Source organism: Rhodobacter capsulatus, assembly GCF_052363185.1.
GTDB lineage: Bacteria > Pseudomonadota > Alphaproteobacteria > Rhodobacterales > Rhodobacteraceae > Rhodobacter > Rhodobacter capsulatus_E.
On record NZ_CP198955.1, the window covers coordinates 217065 to 232730 of the forward strand.

General features: G+C 67.4%; 14 protein-coding genes and 1 tRNA gene. 10 read left to right on the forward strand and 5 right to left on the reverse strand.

The features are described 5' to 3' along the window. The first annotated feature begins 93 nt into the window (after positions 1-93). From smc to ACTTAG_RS01075, 5 genes are read left to right on the forward strand one after another with little or no spacing between them, the layout of a single operon-like run. Complete coding sequence (smc, locus tag ACTTAG_RS01055) at positions 94-3552, forward strand: chromosome segregation protein SMC (RefSeq protein ID WP_444463801.1); 3459 nt, start codon at positions 94-96, stop codon at positions 3550-3552. 54 nt (positions 3553-3606) lie between these two features. Then, entirely contained in the window at positions 3607-4065 is a 459-nt protein-coding gene (locus ACTTAG_RS01060) for a YbjN domain-containing protein (RefSeq protein WP_444463802.1), read from the forward strand. A gap of 9 nt (positions 4066-4074) precedes the next feature. After that, positions 4075-4536 (forward strand): RidA family protein, encoded by a 462-nt coding sequence (locus ACTTAG_RS01065; protein ID WP_444463803.1) that lies wholly within the window; start codon positions 4075-4077, stop codon positions 4534-4536. Further along, the gene (locus ACTTAG_RS01070) at positions 4533-5291 is read left to right on the forward strand and encodes a glycerophosphodiester phosphodiesterase family protein (RefSeq protein ID WP_444463804.1); all 759 of its coding nucleotides are present in this window, start codon (positions 4533-4535) and stop codon (positions 5289-5291) included. The genes ACTTAG_RS01065 and ACTTAG_RS01070 overlap by 4 nt, the downstream gene beginning before the upstream one ends. Positions 5292-5324: 33 nt before the next feature. Then, positions 5325-6509, forward strand: coding sequence for a GNAT family N-acetyltransferase (locus ACTTAG_RS01075; protein ID WP_444463805.1), 1185 nt, complete (start codon positions 5325-5327; stop codon positions 6507-6509). 146 nt (positions 6510-6655) lie between these two features. Here ACTTAG_RS01075 and ACTTAG_RS01080 read toward each other — a convergent pair whose 3' ends face one another. Next, the gene (locus ACTTAG_RS01080; protein ID WP_444463806.1) at positions 6656-7144 is read right to left on the reverse strand and encodes a peroxiredoxin; all 489 of its coding nucleotides are present in this window, start codon (positions 7142-7144) and stop codon (positions 6656-6658) included. Positions 7145-7218: 74 nt separating this feature from the next. Between ACTTAG_RS01080 and ACTTAG_RS01085 the strand changes: the two genes are divergently transcribed. Both ACTTAG_RS01085 and rsmD read left to right on the forward strand, forming a co-directional pair. Further along, on the forward strand, positions 7219-8418 hold the full coding sequence (locus tag ACTTAG_RS01085) for an NAD(P)/FAD-dependent oxidoreductase (RefSeq protein ID WP_444463807.1): 1200 nt from the start codon (positions 7219-7221) through the stop codon (positions 8416-8418). Continuing rightward, positions 8415-8978, forward strand: coding sequence for a 16S rRNA (guanine(966)-N(2))-methyltransferase RsmD (gene rsmD, locus ACTTAG_RS01090; RefSeq protein ID WP_444463808.1), 564 nt, complete (start codon positions 8415-8417; stop codon positions 8976-8978). The genes ACTTAG_RS01085 and rsmD overlap by 4 nt, the downstream gene beginning before the upstream one ends. A 91-nt stretch (positions 8979-9069) precedes the next feature. Here rsmD and ykgO read toward each other — a convergent pair whose 3' ends face one another. Together ykgO and ACTTAG_RS01100 are read right to left on the reverse strand one after the other, a co-directional pair. Then, positions 9070-9195 (reverse strand): type B 50S ribosomal protein L36, encoded by a 126-nt coding sequence (ykgO, locus tag ACTTAG_RS01095; RefSeq protein ID WP_013069105.1) that lies wholly within the window; start codon positions 9193-9195, stop codon positions 9070-9072. A gap of 63 nt (positions 9196-9258) precedes the next feature. Beyond that, positions 9259-9333: transfer RNA gene (locus tag ACTTAG_RS01100), tRNA-Val, on the reverse strand. 157 nt (positions 9334-9490) lie between these two features. Here ACTTAG_RS01100 and ACTTAG_RS01105 point away from each other — a divergent pair. Then, complete coding sequence (locus ACTTAG_RS01105) at positions 9491-10354, forward strand: N-formylglutamate amidohydrolase (RefSeq protein ID WP_444463809.1); 864 nt, start codon at positions 9491-9493, stop codon at positions 10352-10354. On the opposite strand, the gene ACTTAG_RS01110 is transcribed toward ACTTAG_RS01105, so the two are convergent. Together ACTTAG_RS01110 and clpB are read right to left on the reverse strand one after the other, a co-directional pair. Then, positions 10355-11620, reverse strand: coding sequence for a DNA polymerase IV (locus ACTTAG_RS01110; RefSeq protein WP_444463810.1), 1266 nt, complete (start codon positions 11618-11620; stop codon positions 10355-10357). 195 nt (positions 11621-11815) lie between these two features. Further along, positions 11816-14431, reverse strand: a complete 2616-nt coding sequence (gene clpB, locus ACTTAG_RS01115) for an ATP-dependent chaperone ClpB (RefSeq protein ID WP_444463811.1) — start codon at positions 14429-14431, stop codon at positions 11816-11818. Positions 14432-14635: 204 nt separating this feature from the next. Between clpB and ACTTAG_RS01120 the strand changes: the two genes are divergently transcribed. Both ACTTAG_RS01120 and pyrF read left to right on the forward strand, forming a co-directional pair. Then, complete coding sequence (locus tag ACTTAG_RS01120; protein WP_444463812.1) at positions 14636-14839, forward strand: hypothetical protein; 204 nt, start codon at positions 14636-14638, stop codon at positions 14837-14839. A 68-nt stretch (positions 14840-14907) separates the two neighbouring features. Continuing rightward, positions 14908-15618, forward strand: a complete 711-nt coding sequence (gene pyrF, locus ACTTAG_RS01125) for an orotidine-5'-phosphate decarboxylase (protein WP_444463813.1) — start codon at positions 14908-14910, stop codon at positions 15616-15618. The last annotated feature ends 48 nt before the right edge of the window (positions 15619-15666 follow it).

Here is a 15666-nt window from a genome sequence, read left to right on the forward strand (position 1 = left end):
CCCGGGGGGATCGCGGCAAGGTGAGGGGCGCACGTTGACTTGGCCGGTGCCAAAACCGACACTGGCGGACCCCTGACCTGGAATCGGTGCCCCTTGCGTTTCACCCGCCTGCGACTGAACGGCTTCAAGAGCTTCGTCGATCCGACCGACCTTGTGATCCACGACGGCCTGACCGGCGTCGTGGGCCCGAATGGCTGCGGCAAGTCGAACCTGCTGGAAGCGCTGCGCTGGGTGATGGGCGAAACCCGCGCCAGCGCGATGCGCGGCGGCGGGATGGAGGATGTGATCTTTGCCGGCGCCGCCACCCGCGGCGCGCGGCATTTCGCGGAAGTCTCGTTGAGTATCGACAACAGCGAGCGGCTGGCGCCCTCGGGCTTCAATGACAGTGACGTGCTGGAAATCGTGCGCCGGATCACCCGCGACGCAGGCTCGGCCTACAAGGTCAACACAAAGGATGTCCGCGCCCGCGATGTGCAGATGCTCTTTGCCGATGCCTCGACCGGGGCGCATAGCCCGGCTTTGGTGCGGCAGGGGCAGATTTCGGAACTGATCAACGCCAAGCCGAAGGCCCGGCGCCGGATTCTGGAAGAAGCTGCGGGGATCTCGGGTCTTTATCAGCGTCGCCACGAGGCGGAACTGAAGCTGTCCGGTGCCGAGCAGAATCTGGCCCGCGTCGATGACGTGCTGGAACAACTGGGCACGCAGCTGGCGTCGCTGTCGCGGCAGGTGCGGCAGGCGGTGCGCTATCGCGAGATCGGCAATGAGCTGCGCCGGGCCGAGGGAATGCTTTTGTATCGGCGCTGGCGCGAGGCCGATCTGGCCCGGGCCGAGGCGGAAAACGCGCTGCGTTCGGCGATGATGGGGGCGGCGCAGGCGGAACTGGCCTCGCGCGCGGCGGCAAAGGCGCGGGCGGCGCAGGAAGATGCGCTGCCCCCCTTGCGCGAGGAAGAGGCGATTGCCGGGGCGATCCTGCAACGGCTGGTGCTGCAACGCGATGCGCTCTCGGATGCCGAGGCGCAGGCGGCGGCGCGGATTGACAGTCTGAAATCGCGCATCGCGCAGCTGGATCGCGACATGGAGCGCGAGGCCGGGTTGAACCGCGATGCGGGCGAAACCATTGCCCGGCTTGAGTGGGAAATGGGCCAGCTGCTCAAGGCGGCCGAGGGGCACGAGGACAAGCTGGAAGCGGCGGCCGAGGCGTCCGCCGAGGCGGCGGCGGTTCTGGCCGAGCGCGAGGCGAACCTGTCCGAGGGCACCGAAGATGTGGCCCGGCTGGCGGCGCGGCATGGCTCGGTGACGCGGCTGGTGTCCGACAATCGCGCGACCGTGGCCAAGGCCGAGGCCGAGGCGGAACGGGCGTCCGATGCCGCCGAAGCCGCCGCCGAAGCCCTTGAACGCGCCGAGGAGGCGTTCGAGGCCGCCCAGACCGCGCAGGAAGAGGCGCAGGATCAGGCCGAAGCGGCCGAGGAAGCGCTGATTGCGGCGGATGAGGCGCGCGGCGTCGTGCAGGCGCGCGAAAGTGCGGCCCGCGCCGCGCGGTCCGAGGCCGAGGGCGAGGCCGGGGCGCTGCGGGCCGAGGTGGCGGCTTTGGCCCGTTTGGTCGAACGCGAAGCGGCGAGCGGGCATCAGCTCTTGGATCGGGTCCGGGTGAAAAGCGGCTACGAGGCGGCCTTGGGCGCGGCCCTCGCCGATGATCTCCGCGCGCCGGAGGTGGAGGCAGGGGCCCGGTCCGGCTGGGGCGTGCTGCCGGATTACGACGCGGTGCAGCCTTTGCCTGCGGGGGTGGAGCCGCTCTCGGATCATGTCGAGGTGCCCGCCGTGCTGCGCCGTCGCATCGCGCAGATCGGGCTGGTGGCCGATGCGGCCAAGGGGGCGCGGCTGCAACCAGCGCTGTTGCCCGGGCAGCGGCTGGTGTCGCTTCAGGGCGATCTGTGGCGCTGGGACGGGTTCCGCGCCGGGGCCGAGGATGCGCCGACGGCGGCGGCCTTGCGGCTGCGGCAGCTCAACCGTCTGGTGGAGTTGAAACGCGATCTGGAAGAGGTCGCAGCCCGGGCCGATGGCGCGCGGCAGGCGCATGAGGCGCTGAGCCGGACGCTGGCCGAGGCGACGGCGGCCGATGCCCGCGCCCGCGATGCCCGCCGCGCAGCCGATACGCGCTTGGCCGAGGCTGGGCGGGCGCTCAGCCGCGCCGAGGCGGATCGGTCGATTTCCGCGGGCAAGCTGGAAGCGGCGCGGATGGCGGTGAAGCGTTACGGCGACGAGGCCGGATCGGCGCGGCTCGCGCTGGCCGAGGCCGAGGCGCAACTGGCCGCGCTGCCCGATCTGGACGCCGCGCGCGGGGCCGTCGAAGCGATCAAGCTGACGGTGGAAGCCGCGCGGGTGACGATGCTGACCCGTCGCGCGGCCCATGACGAGATCCGCCGCGAGGGCGAGGCCCGGCTGCGGCGGCGGCAGGAAATCACCAAGGAAATCTCGGGCTGGCGGCACCGGTTGGAGACGGCCGAGAAACGCTCGGCCGAACTGGCCTCGCGGCGCGAAGAGGCGGTGGGGGAACTCGAAGATGCCGCCGCCGCGCCCGAGGAACTGGCGGCCAAGCGCGACGAGTTGAATTCCGCGATCGAGGCGGCCGAGGAGCGGCGGGCCAAAGCCTCGGACCGGCTGGCCGAGGCCGAGGGCGCTTTGCGGCAGGCGCAGATGGCCGAGCGCGATGCCGAACGTGCCGCCGGTGAAGCGCGCGAGGGCAAGGCCCGGGCCGAGGCGCGGCTCGATGCCGCCCGCGAAACGCAAGCCCATGCCGCCGAGCGGATCGCGGAGGCGATGGATCTGACGCCGCAGGCCTTGTTTGACACGCTGGATGCCGACCCGGACAAGATGCCCGGTGCCGAGGCGCTGGAAATCGAGGTCGCGCGGCTCAAACGCGCCCGCGAGGCGCTCGGCGCCGTGAACCTGCGTGCCGAGGAAGACCTGCGTGAGGTGCAGGGCGAACATGATGGGCTGGCCAAGGAAAAGACCGATCTGGAAGAAGCGATCCGCAAGCTGCGCTCGGGCATCGCCGGGCTGAACCGCGAGGGGCGCGAGCGGCTTCTGACCGCCTTTGAACAGGTCAACGAAAGCTTCCGCACGCTTTTCACCCATCTGTTCGGCGGCGGTTCGGCCAGCCTGCAGCTCGTGGAAAGCGATGATCCGCTGGAAGCGGGGCTGGAGATCATGTGCCAGCCGCCGGGCAAGAAGCTCTCTACCCTCAGCCTGCTTTCGGGCGGGGAACAGACGCTGACCGCGATGGCGCTGATCTTTGCCGTCTTCCTTGCCAATCCGGCGCCGATCTGCGTGCTCGACGAGGTCGACGCGCCCTTGGACGATGCCAACGTCACCCGCTTCTGCGACCTGCTCGATGAAATGACCCGCCGCACCGACACGCGGTTCCTGATCATCACCCACCATGCGGTGACGATGAGCCGGATGGACCGGCTGTTCGGCGTGACGATGCAGGAACAGGGCGTCAGCCAGCTTGTGTCCGTCGATCTGAAAAAGGCCGAGCAACTGGTGGCCTGACGGGGCTTGATGCGGGCCGGACAATCGGACAATCCTTGGCAAAAGGAGGCCCCGATGATCCGTCTGCTCGTCCCCGCTTTTGTTGCCCTTCTGGCCGCGCTGCCCGCGCAGGCGCAGGTGATGGCCGATCCGGATGTGGTGGCCGCCTTTTTGCAGGACTACGGGTTGAAGCCGCAGCCGGGCACCGACGATCAGGGCGATCCGATGCTGTCAAGCTCGGTCGACGACACGACATTCGACGTCTATTTCTACGGCTGCACCAAGGCGCGGGACTGTTCCTCGGTGGCGTTTTCGGCGGTGTTCCTGACCCCGGAACCGCTGAAATATGCCGTGCTGAACGGCTGGAACCAGAAGGCCCGCTTTGGCCGCGCCTATGTGGATGGTGACGGCAATGCGGTGCTTGAATATGACGTCAATCTCGACAAGGACGGGGTGGGCGGCAAGAATTTCATCGACACCATCGACATCTGGCGCCGCTTGCTGGATGACTTCCGCACTCACATCAACTGGTAAGAGGCTAGCATGGCATCCGCAATCGAAGCGCGTCTGAGCGCGCTCAACATCACGCTTCCCGACGCCCCCGCCCCGGCGGCGAACTATGTGCCCTTTGTCCGCACCGGCAATCAGATCTTCGTTTCGGGGCAGGTCTCCGCGGGGCCTGACGGGTTCATCAAGGGCAAGCTGGGCGCCGACATGACCGTGGAGGACGGCGCCGCCGCCGCGCGTCGCTGTGGCCTCGCGCTGATCGCGCAGGCCCGCGCCGCGGTGGGCGATCTGGACAAGATCAAGCGGGTGGTGAAGCTGGTTGGCTTCGTCAATTCGACCGTCGATTTCACCGACCAGCCCAAGGTGGTGAACGGCTGCTCGGATCTCATGGTCGAGGTCTTTGGCGACGCTGGCCGCCACGCCCGTTCCGCCGTCTCCGCGGCCTCTCTGCCCTTTGGCGTCGCGGTCGAGATCGAGGCGATCTTCGAGGTGGAATGATGCAGCCCCTGCCCGCGGCCTTTCTGACCCGTCCGATCGCGCATCGCGCGCTGCATGACGTCTCGCAGGGGCGGCCGGAAAACAGCCGTGCCGCGGTGCGGGCGGCGGTGGCTGCGGGCTACGGCATCGAGATCGACCTGCAGCCCTCGGCCGATGGCGTGCCGATGGTGTTTCACGATTACGACCTGCGCCGCCTGACCGGGGTTCCCGGTCGGCTGCGCGGTCTGACGGCGGCGGAACTGTCCGAGATCGCGCTCTCGGGCGGGGACGAGGGCATTCCGACGCTGGCCGAGGTATTGGCGATCGTCGATGGCCGGGTGCCGCTGCTGATCGAGATCAAGGATCAGGATGGCGCGATGGGGCCGGATGTCGGCCCGCTCGAGGCCGCCACGGCGCAGGTTCTGGCGGGCTATGCCGGGCCGGTCGCGGTGATGTCCTTCAACCCGCATGCGGTGGCGGCCTTTCATCTGGCGGCGCCCGGGGTGCCGGTGGGGCTGACGACCTCGGCTTATACGGCGGCGGACTGGCCGCTTTTGCCCGCGAAGGTCCGCACGCATCTGGCGGGCATTCCTGATTTCGACCGGGTGGGGGCGTCCTTCATTTCGCACGAAGCCGCGGATCTGGGCGCGGCCCGGGTGGCCGCGCTGAAGGCGCAGGGCGCGGCGATCCTGTGCTGGACGATCCGCTCGCCCGAAGCCGAGGCCGAAGCGCGCAAGATCGCGCAAAACATCACCTTCGAGGGTTACGAAGCTTGACCCTTTCCCCCCGCGCCCCACCTTTGGGAAAAGATGCGGGGGGGTATCTTGGACAGCGTCGAAGTCAGCGTTCTTGCAGGGATTTCCCTGGTTCCGGCGGCGGAGTGGGACGCCTGCGCCTGCCCCGAGACCGCGGATGGCGGCCGCCCTTGCGACCCGTTCACCACGCATCGGTTTCTGGCGGCGCTGGAGGAGTCGGGCTCGGTCGGGCCGGGCACGGGCTGGACACCGCATCATCTGGTGGCGCGGCATCAGGGCGCGGTGATCGCCGTCGCGCCCTTTTACCGAAAAAGCCATTCGCAGGGCGAATATGTCTTTGATCATGCCTGGGCCGAGGCCTGGCATCGGGCGGGCGGAAGCTACTATCCGAAGCTGCAGGGCGCCGTGCCCTTCACCCCGGTCACCGGGCGGCGGCTTCTGTGCCGTCCGGGGCAGGACGAGATCGGGCAGGCGGCGCTCTTGCAGGCGATGGCGGAACTGACGCGGCGGGGCGGCCATTCCTCGGCGCATCTGACCTTCTGCACCGAGGCCGAGGCCGAAGCGGCCGCCTCCGAGGGCTGGCTGCATCGCACCGGCGTGCAGTTTCATTGGGACAACCGCGGCTACGGGGGATACGAGGATTTCCTGGCCACCCTCGCCTCGCGCAAGCGCAAGGCTTTGCGCAAGGAACGCGAAAAGGCGCAGAGCTTTGGCGGCACGATCCGGGCCCTGACCGGCGCGGCGATCGAGGAGCGCCACTGGGAAGCGATGTGGGCGTTTTACCTCGACACCGGGGCGCGGAAATGGGGCCGTCCCTATCTGACCCGCGCCTTCTTCGACGCGCTGCACGAGATGCGCGATGCGGTGCTTCTGATCGTTGCCGAAAAGGACGGCCGCGCCGTGGCCGGGGCGCTCAACTTCATCGGGCGGGACACGCTCTACGGCCGCTATTGGGGCTGCCTTGAAGACCACGCCTTCCTGCATTTCGAACTCTGCTACCATCAGGCGGTCGACTGGGCGATCGCGCAGGGCTTTGCCCGGGTCGAGGCCGGGGCGCAGGGCGAGCACAAGCTGGCCCGCGGCTACCTGCCCGTGGTGACGCATTCGGCGCATCACATTCCGCATCCCGGCTTTCGTCAGGCCGTGGCCGATTATCTGGAGCAGGAGCGCGCGGCGGTGGCCGAGGAAGCCGATGCGCTGGCGGAGCTTGGCCCTTATCGGGAAGAAGAGCGTATTTAGTCCAAGAAAAAGCAGCGGGTTTTCCTGGTCCAAATACGCAAATCCCCCCGGGTTGCGAGGGCCGCGGCCGCGGAAAGGGGGCGTATTTTCGCCAAGAAGAAGACCGGGGTTTCTTCTTGGTCCAAATACGCCCTGCGGCCTTGGGGTCAGAGCGCCGCGAGCAGCCCTTCGCCCGCCGAAAGCTCGCACACACCCGGGCTTTCCTCGCGGTGCAGAACCTTCACGACGCCATCTTCGACGAGCATCGCATAGCGGGCCGAGCGGTCGATCAGCCCGACGGGCGGCGCCGAAAAGGCCATGCCGATCGCCTTGGTGAAGGCGGCCTCGGCATCGGCGAGCAGGGTGATCCCGGCGGCGCTGGCGCCGGTCGCCTCGCCCCAGGCTTTCATCACGAAGGGGTCGTTGACCGAGACGCAGAGGATCTCGTCCACGCCCTTGGCATCGAATTGCGGCTTGGTGCGGATGAAGCTGGGCACATGGGCGGTGGTGCAGACCCCGGTATAGGCGCCCGGCACGGCAAAGATCACCACCTTGCGGCCTGCAAGCGTCGCCGCCAGATCGACCGCCTCGGGGCCGTTGGCGCCGATCTTCAAAAGCGTCGCGCCGGGAAGTTTCTCCCCAACCGTTACTGTCATCGTCCTCTCCCTTGCTTTGCAGAGCCTTGTATCGGGGATATAGGGGCGGGAAGGGACATGACCAGAGGAAGAGCATGAGCGGCATCGTGATTGTGGGCGGCGGGCAGGCGGCGGCCTCCCTGGCGGCGAAGGCGCGGGCGCTGGGATACGCGGGCGAGGTGACGATTCTGGGCGAGGAGCCGGTGGCCCCCTATCAGCGCCCGCCGCTGTCGAAGGCCTATCTTTTGGGCGAGATGCCGCTCGACCGGCTGACGCTGCGCGGCGACGACTGGTATGCGGCGAACCGGGTGACTTTGCGCGTCGGAACCCGGGTTACGGGGATCGACCGGGCGGCGAAAGCGGTGCTGATCGGCGACGAGCGGCTGTCTTACGATCATCTGGCGCTGTGCACGGGGGCCGTTCCGCGCCGCCTGCCTGCCGAGATGGGGGCCGAGGGGCTTTCGGGCATCTACACCCTGCGCGATCTGGCCGATACGCAGGCGATGGCGGATGAATTCGTGCCCGGGCGCAATCTGGTGGTGATCGGCGGCGGCTACATCGGGCTGGAAGCGGCGGCGGTGGCCTGCAAGCGGGGTCTGACGGCGAAGCTGGTGCATACCCGCGCCCGCATCCTGCGTCGCGTCGCGGGGGTGGAGACCGCCGCTGCGATCCGCGAGATGCACCGGGCGCATGGGGTTGAAATTCTCGAAGATATCGGGATCACCCGCATTCTGGGCGAGGGCCGGGTGAGTGGCGTCGAACTGGCCAATGGCCGCATCCTGCCCGCCGATTTCATCGTCGTCGGCATCGGCGTCGATCCGCGCACCGATCTGGCCGAAGCCGCGGGGCTGGTGATCGACGAGGGGATTGCGGTCGATGAGTTCGGCCGCACCTCTGACCCGTTCATCTGGGCGGCGGGCGATTGCGCCGCGCTGCCGGGGCCCGAGGGGCGGATGCGCATCGAATCGGTCGGCAATGCCATCGACATGGGCGAGTTGGTGGCGGAAAACATGCTGGGCGCGGGCAGGGCCTATCATCCGAAACCGTGGTTCTGGTCGGATCAGTTTTCCTCGAAACTGCAGATTGCGGGGCTTTGCACCGGCCATGACCGGGTGGTGACCCGCACCACCGAGGGGCAGTCGTTCTGGTATTTCCGCGACGGTCGGCTGATTGCCGTCGATGCGCTGGATGCGCCGCGCGCCTATATGATCGGCAAGCGGCTGATCGAGGCGGGCAAGGCGGTGACACCCGAACAGGTGGCCGAGGCGGCGGATCTGAAGGCGTTGATGGCATGAGAATCATCGGCGGCGAAAAACGGGGCCTGAAGCTGGCCGAGGTGGGCGAAGGTGACATCGGCGCGCATCTGCGCCCGACCACTGACCGGGTGCGCGAAAGCATCTTCAACCTGTTGATCAACGGCACCCACGGCAACCCGATCCCGGGGGCGCGGGTGCTCGATCTGTTCGCGGGCACCGGGGCGCTGGGGCTGGAGGCGCTCAGCCGCGGCGCCGCCCGGGTCGCCTTTGTCGACGACGGCACCGCGGCGCGGGTGCTGTTGCGCAAGAATGTCGAGCTGATGCGGGCGATGGGCGTGAGTGACATCTGGCGGCGCGACGCCACCAACATGGGGCCCTGCCGCGGCGCCGGTTACGGGTTGGTTTTCCTGGACCCGCCCTATGGCATGGGGCTGGGGGAAAAGGCCCTCGCGTCTTGCCTGTCGAACGGCTGGATCGCCCCCGGGGCGATGGTCGTGTGGGAGGAAAACACCGCCCCCGTGGTGCCCGAACCGCTCGAACAGATCGACCAGCGCCGCTATGGCGATACGCTCGTGACCCTTGCCCGGATGCCGGCGTGATTTGCCGGCATCGCAACGCCCGAACGACCGCGGCCAAAGAAAAAGACCGCCGGGTTTCCCCAGCGGCCTTTCTAACTGCTCGAAGGCGGCCTCAGCCCTGACGGGCCTTGAAGCGCTTCTGCGTCTTGTTGATCACGTAGACGCGGCCTTTACGGCGCACGATCTGGCAATCGCGATGACGCTGCTTGAGCGAGCGGAGCGAGTTGCGGACCTTCATCGGTCTTCTCCTGTTCGCGGCGACGTGCGCCTTGAAAACGAATGCCCCCGAAGGGGCGGTGAATGGTGGGCGGTACTGGGATCGAACCAGTGACCCCTACGATGTCAACGTAGTGCTCTACCGCTGAGCTAACCGCCCGTAAACTTTCGCCGTTTGGCGCTGAACCCGATCCGAAGGGAAAGGACACAGGCGCAACCGCGTCGGTCCCGGGGTCTATAAAAGGAGTCGGAGCGGCTTTCAAGGCCCTTTTGGCAGGAAAAGAAATCGGTGTAGTCTTTCTTTTGAAGGAGTGCCCATGCCCGAGGTTCCGCAAACGATCCCGCCTTATCGGCTGCATCTGCCCGCGCCGCTGCGCTCGGGGGTCGTCTTTGCCTCGCCCCATTCCGGCCGTTTCTATCCGGCCGAGTTCACCCGCCGCGCACAACTGGACCTGCTGCGGCTGCGCTCTTCGGAAGATGCCTTCGTGGACAGGCTTCTGGCGGGCGTTCCGGGCCATGGCGCGACGCTGCTCGAGGCTGTCTATCCGCGCGCCTTCGTCGATCTGAACCGCTCCGAGGAGGAGCTTGACCCGGCGCTGATCGAGGGGCTGGCGCGGGGCTCGGGCGGGGTGCGGGCGGCCTCGGGGCTGGGGGTGATTCCCCGTGTCGTCGCGGGCGGGCGCGAGATTTTCCGCGGCAAGATCACCCGGGCCGAGGCGGCCGACCGGATCACCCGGGTCTGGCGGCCCTATCACGCGCGGCTCTCGGCGCTCTTGCGCGAGCGGCAGGCGCGATTCGGGCGGGCGATTCTGTTCGACGTCCATTCGATGCCAAGCGAAGCCGCCGCCAGTCGCGGCATCGGCCCCGATATCGTGCTGGGCGACCGGTTCGGCGCCTCGGCCCGGGCCGAGACGATTCTGGCGGTCGAAACGATCTTTCGCCGCGCCGGGTTGCGGGTGGCGCGCAACAGCCCCTTTGCCGGGGCCTATGTGGTGCAGCGCTACGGCCGCCCCGCCGAAGGGGTCGAGGTGGTGCAGATCGAGATCGCCCGTGCGCTTTACATGGACGAGGCGCGGATCGAACCCCTGCCCGAGTTCGAGGCTTTCGCGCAGCTGATCGGGACGGTCAGTGCCGAACTGGCCGATCTAGTGCGGGGCGAGACGCGGCTGGCGGCGGAATGATCAGCCCTTGCCGGTGAGCCCGCGGCCAAGCCGGATCGCATCGGCGCCGAATTTCGCCCGGATCGCATCCGCCGCCCGCTCCGCCGCCGCCCGCGCCGTCGCCTGCGGATCGAGCAGATCGCCCACCGGATCGCGCCCGCCCGCCGGGGACAGGTCGGAATAGCCCGCGCCGATCAGCCGGAACGGCCCCGGTTCGGGCAGCGCCCGCAGCAGCGCCTCGGTCGCGCGAAACAAGGTGTCGGCCAGCTGCGAGGGTTCCTCGAGCTTCACCTGACGGCTGAGCGCAGAGAAATCCGCCCGCCGCAGTTTCAGGGTCGCGGTGCGGCCCTCCAGCCCTTTCGCCTTCATCCGCGCGGCGGCCTTTTCGCACATCGTCCACAGGATGTCGGCCAGCCGGTCGCGGTCGGCGATGTCGCTCTCGAAGGTGGTCTCGTGCGAGACCGACTTGATCTCGGCATCGGGCACGATGCGGCGCCGGTCGATGCCCTGCGCCAATTCGTAAAGTCGCAACCCGGTGGCGCCGAAGCGGCTTTCAAGCGCCCCCGGCCCGGCTCGGCGGAGATCGGCCAGACTGCGCAACCCCGCCCGGGCCAGTGCCGCCCGCGTCGCCTCGCCCACCCCCCAAAGGATCGAGGCGGGCTTGTCGCGCAGGAAGTCTTCCGTCTCGGCCCGCCCGATCACCGAAAAGCCGCGCGGCTTGTCGAGATCCGAGGCGATCTTGGCCAGAAACTTGTTGTGCGAGAGCCCGACCGAGGCGGTGACGCCGATCTCGGTCTCGATCTCGCGGATCACCCGGGCCAGGCTGACGGCGGGGGCCGCATGGTGCAGCCGGGCGGTGCCGGTCAGATCCAGAAAGGCCTCGTCCAGCGAGAGCGGCTCGACCAGCGGGGTAAGGGTGGCGAATTTCGCCCGGATCAGCGCCGAGACCTCGGCGTAACGGTCCTTGCGCGGCGCGATCACCACCGCCTCGGGGCAGAGCTTCAGCGCCTGAAACATCGGCATGGCGGAGCGGACCCCGGCGATTCGGGCGATGTAGCAGCAGGTGGTAACAACGCCCCGCGTGCCGCCACCGACGATCAGCGGCCTGTCGGCCAGGCTCGGGTCGTCACGCTTCTCGACCGAGGCATAGAAACTGTCGCAGTCGATATGGGCGACGGAAAGGCGGAACAATTCGGGATGGCGCAGCAGGCGCGGCCGCCCGCAGCGCGGACAGCGTGCAGGGGCGGTGTCGAAGGTCGCAAGGCAGTCACGGCAGAGCGCGGGCATGATGGCGCCAGTCTATCGCCAAGTTTCCCGGCGGGGAAGGGGGCTCTGCCCCCGCCCGCAAGCGGGCCCCCCGGGATATTTGACCCAAGGTGAAAGGGCAAAGGGCAAAGGGGCCCTATTTTCACCTTGGCGCAAATATCCCGGGGGTGAATTTTGCCGCAGGCAAAAGAGGGGGCAGGGCCCCCTCTCTCCGGATCAGTTCAGCACCCGGGCTTCCGGTGCCACGCGCTGGCTGGCCGAGACCCGGCCGCCCACCACCAGCCCGTCGGGGCCCGCGGTCACCGTGACTTCTTCGCCGTCCTTCACCGTGCCGGCCAGGATCAGCTCGGCCAGCGGGTCCTGCAGCGCGCGCTGGATCACCCGTTTCAGCGGCCGCGCTCCAAAGACCGGATCATAGCCCTCGTCGGCAAGCCATTTCAGCGCCGCCGCGTCGAGGCTGAGCGCGATCTTGCGCTGGGCCAGCCGCGCCTCCAGCCGCTTGAGCTGGATCGTCACGATCCCGTCCATGTTGTCGCGCGTCAGCCGGTCGAAGATCACCATCTCATCCAGACGGTTCAGGAATTCGGGGCGGAAATGCATCCGCACCGCTTCCATCACCTCGGCCTTGGCCTCGGCCGCGTCCGAGCCCTCGGGCAGGCGGCTGAGTGCCTGCGACCCGAGGTTCGAGGTCAGCACGATCAGCGTCTGCTTGAAATCGACGGTGCGGCCCTGACCATCGGTCAGCATGCCGTCATCGAGCACCTGCAGCAGCACGTTGAAGACATCGGGGTGCGCTTTTTCCACCTCGTCGAAGAGCACGACCTGATAGGGACGGCGCCGCACCGCTTCGGTTAGCACGCCGCCCTCGTCATAGCCAACATAGCCGGGGGGCGCACCGATCAGCCGGGCCACGGAGTGTTTCTCCATGAATTCCGACATGTCGATGCGCACCATCGCGGCGTCGTCGTCGAACAGATAATTCGCGACCGCCTTCGTCAGTTCGGTTTTCCCCACCCCGGTCGGGCCGAGGAAGAGGAACGAGCCCAAGGGCCGCCCCTCGTCATTCAGCCCGGCGCGGGCGCGGCGCACGGCATTGGCCACCGCGGTGATCGCCGCATCCTGCCCGATCACCCGGTTGTGGAGCTCTTCCTCCATCTTCAAGAGCTTCTCGCGCTCGCCTTCCAGCATCTTCGAGGTCGGGATGCCGGTCCAGCGTTCCACCACCTCGGCGATCTGCTCGGGGCGGACGGCCTCTTCGACCATCTTGCCCTCGGCCAGAGTCTCGGCCTCGGCCAGAACCTTTTCCAGTTCCGGGATGCGCCCGTATTGCAGCTCCCCGGCCTTGGCGAAATTGCCCTCGCGTTTGGCCTGTTCCAGCGCCGCCCTTGCCTGGTCAAGCTGTTCCTTGACCGAGCGCGAGGCTTCGAGCATGTCGCGTTCCGACTGCCATTTGGCGGTCATCACGGCGGAACGCTCCATCACCTCGGCCAGATCCTTTTCCAGCTTCTCCAGCCGATCTTTCGAGGCCGCATCCTCCTCGCGTTTCAGCGCTTCGGCCTCGATCTGCATCTGCAGGATCTGCCGGTCGAGCGCGTCCAGCTCCTCGGGCTTGCTGTCCACTTCCATCCGCAGCCGCGAGGCCGCCTCGTCCACAAGGTCGATCGCCTTGTCGGGCAGGAAACGGTCGGTGATGTAGCGATGCGACAGCGTCGCCGCCGCCACCAGCGCCGAATCGGAGATCTTCACGCCGTGGTGGAGCTCATATTTCTCCTTGATGCCGCGCAGGATCGAGATCGTGTCCTCGACCGTCGGTTCGCTGACCATCACCGGCTGGAACCGCCGCGCCAGGGCCGCGTCCTTCTCGACATATTTGCGGTATTCATCGAGCGTGGTGGCGCCGACGCAATGCAATTCGCCCCGGGCGAGCGCCGGTTTGATCAGGTTCGCCGCATCCATCGCACCTTCGGATTTGCCCGCGCCGACCAGCGTGTGCATCTCGTCGATGAAAAGGATGATTTCCCCGGCCGCGGCTTCGATTTCCTTCAGGATCGCCTTCAGCCGTTCCTCGAATTCACCGCGGTATTTCGCCCCGGCGATCAAGGCACCCATGTCGAGCGCCAGAAGCTTCTTGTTGCGCAAGCTTTCGGGCACGTCGCCGTTGATGATGCGCAAAGCCAGCCCCTCGGCAATCGCGGTTTTCCCGACACCAGGTTCGCCGATCAGGACCGGGTTGTTCTTGGTGCGACGCGACAGCACCTGCATCGTGCGGCGGATTTCATCGTCGCGGCCGATGATCGGGTCGATCTTGCCTTCCTCCGCCGCCGCCGTCAGGTCGCGGGCATATTTCTTCAGCGCGTCATAGCCTTGCTCGGCATTGGCGCTGTCGGCGGTGCGGCCCTTGCGGATGTCGTTGATCGCCGTGTTCAGCTTTTGCGCCGTCACCGCGCCCGCATCCAGCGCATCCTTGGCCCGGGTGTTCACCATCGCCAAGGCCATCAGCATCCGCTCCACCGGCACGAAGCTGTCACCGGCTTTCGTCGCCAGTTTCTCGGCCTCGTCGAGCACGCGCACCAGCGCCTGTTCCACGTAAACCTGCCCGTCACCGCCCGAGACTTTCGGCAGTTTCGAAACGAACAGATCGACACTTTCCTGCACCCGGGCGGGCTCGCCCCCGGCGCGCTTGATCAGATTGGCGGAAAGCCCCTGATCGTCATCCATCAGCGCCTTCAGAAGATGCTCGGGCACCACCCGCTGATGGCCCTCGCGCATCGCGATGGTCTGCGCCGCCTGCAAAAAGCCGCGCGACCGTTCCGTGAACTTCTCCATGTTCATCGGGTCTCTCCTTGATAAAGCCCCCGAGGTCTTGGCGCCCACCATGGCACGCCGTTTCCCGGGTCTTGGTGCAAAGGTGGTCGAGCGGTTTTCCCGGTTCAAGAGGGGCCGGGGCCGATGAAAAAAATTTCGCGGGCCCGGTCTTGGAAACCATTCGCCAAGACTTCACGTTCATTCTGAAGGCTCCATATGCGAGGTCACCCCATGCATCACGTCGCCGTCCGCATCGCGCATCTGATCTACAATGCCGCGCTTCGTCAGTTCGAAGCGGTGGTGGAGTTCTTTGCCCCCGGGCTGCCCATGCCGATGCGGGTTCCGGTGCGGGTGCAGGCCGCGCCTGACATGGGCCACCGGCGTCTGGTGCGGGCGTTGACGCAGGAGGCCCGGCGGCGCGGCGGGATCTGTTGACCCAATTCGCTTGACCGCTTCCGGCATCAGGGGCAAAACCCCGGCGTTTGCACCGCTGGAGTTCTGCCATGACCGATCTTCTTCCCGCCGATGATCGCCTGATCGTCGCGATGGATGTTCCGAACGCCCTTGCGGGGCTGGAGCTGGCGCAAAAGCTGGGCGACAGCGTCAGTTTCTACAAGATCGGCCTTGGCATGCTGACGGGCGGTGGGCTGGCCTTGGCGAACGAGTTGAAGGACGAGCAGGGCAAGAAGATCTTCCTCGACATGAAGCTGTTCGACATCGGGGCGACCGTCGAAGCCGCGGTGCGGGGCCTTGCGCAGTTCGATCTGGATTTTCTCACCGTGCATGGCGACCCCCATGTGGTGCGGGCGGCGAAACAGGGCGCTTCGGGCAAGGATCTGAAGATCCTCGCCGTCACCATCCTGACTTCGCTTGATCGTGCCGACCTTGATGCCGCGCTGATCCGCGACGGCGCGGTGGCCGATCTGGTGGTGGAACGGGCCGGGCGGGCTTTCCTTGCCGGGGCTGATGGGGTGATCGCCTCGCCGCAGGAAGCGGCGCTGATCCGGGCCCTGCCCGAGTCTGCGGGCAAGCTGATCGTCACCCCGGGCGTGCGGCCCGCGGGGGCGGCCTTGGGCGATCAGAAGCGGGTCGAAACCCCGGCTGCGGCGCTGGCGGCCGGGGCCGATCATCTGGTCGTCGGCCGTCCGATCTGGCAGGCCGCCGATCCGGCCGCCGCGGCGCAGGCGATCCTGCGCGAGATTGCCGCGATCTGAAAATCTGCCCCGGAAAACGAAAACGGCGGCTCCGACCGGGCCGCCGTT

What these genes read in the sequence shown, in the direction of transcription:
- ACTTAG_RS01060 (WP_444463802.1), top strand. Translation starts at nt 3,607, where the DNA reads ATGATCCGTCTGCTCGTCCCCGCTTTTGTTGCCCTTCTGGCCGCGCTG.
- ACTTAG_RS01065 (WP_444463803.1), top strand. Translation starts at nt 4,075, where the DNA reads ATGGCATCCGCAATCGAAGCGCGTCTGAGCGCGCTCAACATCACGCTT.
- ACTTAG_RS01070 (WP_444463804.1), top strand. Translation starts at nt 4,533, where the DNA reads ATGATGCAGCCCCTGCCCGCGGCCTTTCTGACCCGTCCGATCGCGCAT.
- ACTTAG_RS01075 (WP_444463805.1), top strand. Translation starts at nt 5,325, where the DNA reads ATGCGGGGGGGTATCTTGGACAGCGTCGAAGTCAGCGTTCTTGCAGGG.
- ACTTAG_RS01080 (WP_444463806.1), bottom strand. Translation starts at nt 7,144, where the DNA reads ATGACAGTAACGGTTGGGGAGAAACTTCCCGGCGCGACGCTTTTGAAG.
- ACTTAG_RS01085 (WP_444463807.1), top strand. Translation starts at nt 7,219, where the DNA reads ATGAGCGGCATCGTGATTGTGGGCGGCGGGCAGGCGGCGGCCTCCCTG.
- rsmD (WP_444463808.1), top strand. Translation starts at nt 8,415, where the DNA reads ATGAGAATCATCGGCGGCGAAAAACGGGGCCTGAAGCTGGCCGAGGTG.
- ykgO (WP_013069105.1), bottom strand. Translation starts at nt 9,195, where the DNA reads ATGAAGGTCCGCAACTCGCTCCGCTCGCTCAAGCAGCGTCATCGCGAT.
- ACTTAG_RS01105 (WP_444463809.1), top strand. Translation starts at nt 9,491, where the DNA reads ATGCCCGAGGTTCCGCAAACGATCCCGCCTTATCGGCTGCATCTGCCC.
- ACTTAG_RS01110 (WP_444463810.1), bottom strand. Translation starts at nt 11,620, where the DNA reads ATGCCCGCGCTCTGCCGTGACTGCCTTGCGACCTTCGACACCGCCCCT.
- clpB (WP_444463811.1), bottom strand. Translation starts at nt 14,431, where the DNA reads ATGAACATGGAGAAGTTCACGGAACGGTCGCGCGGCTTTTTGCAGGCG.
- ACTTAG_RS01120 (WP_444463812.1), top strand. Translation starts at nt 14,636, where the DNA reads ATGCATCACGTCGCCGTCCGCATCGCGCATCTGATCTACAATGCCGCG.
- pyrF (WP_444463813.1), top strand. Translation starts at nt 14,908, where the DNA reads ATGACCGATCTTCTTCCCGCCGATGATCGCCTGATCGTCGCGATGGAT.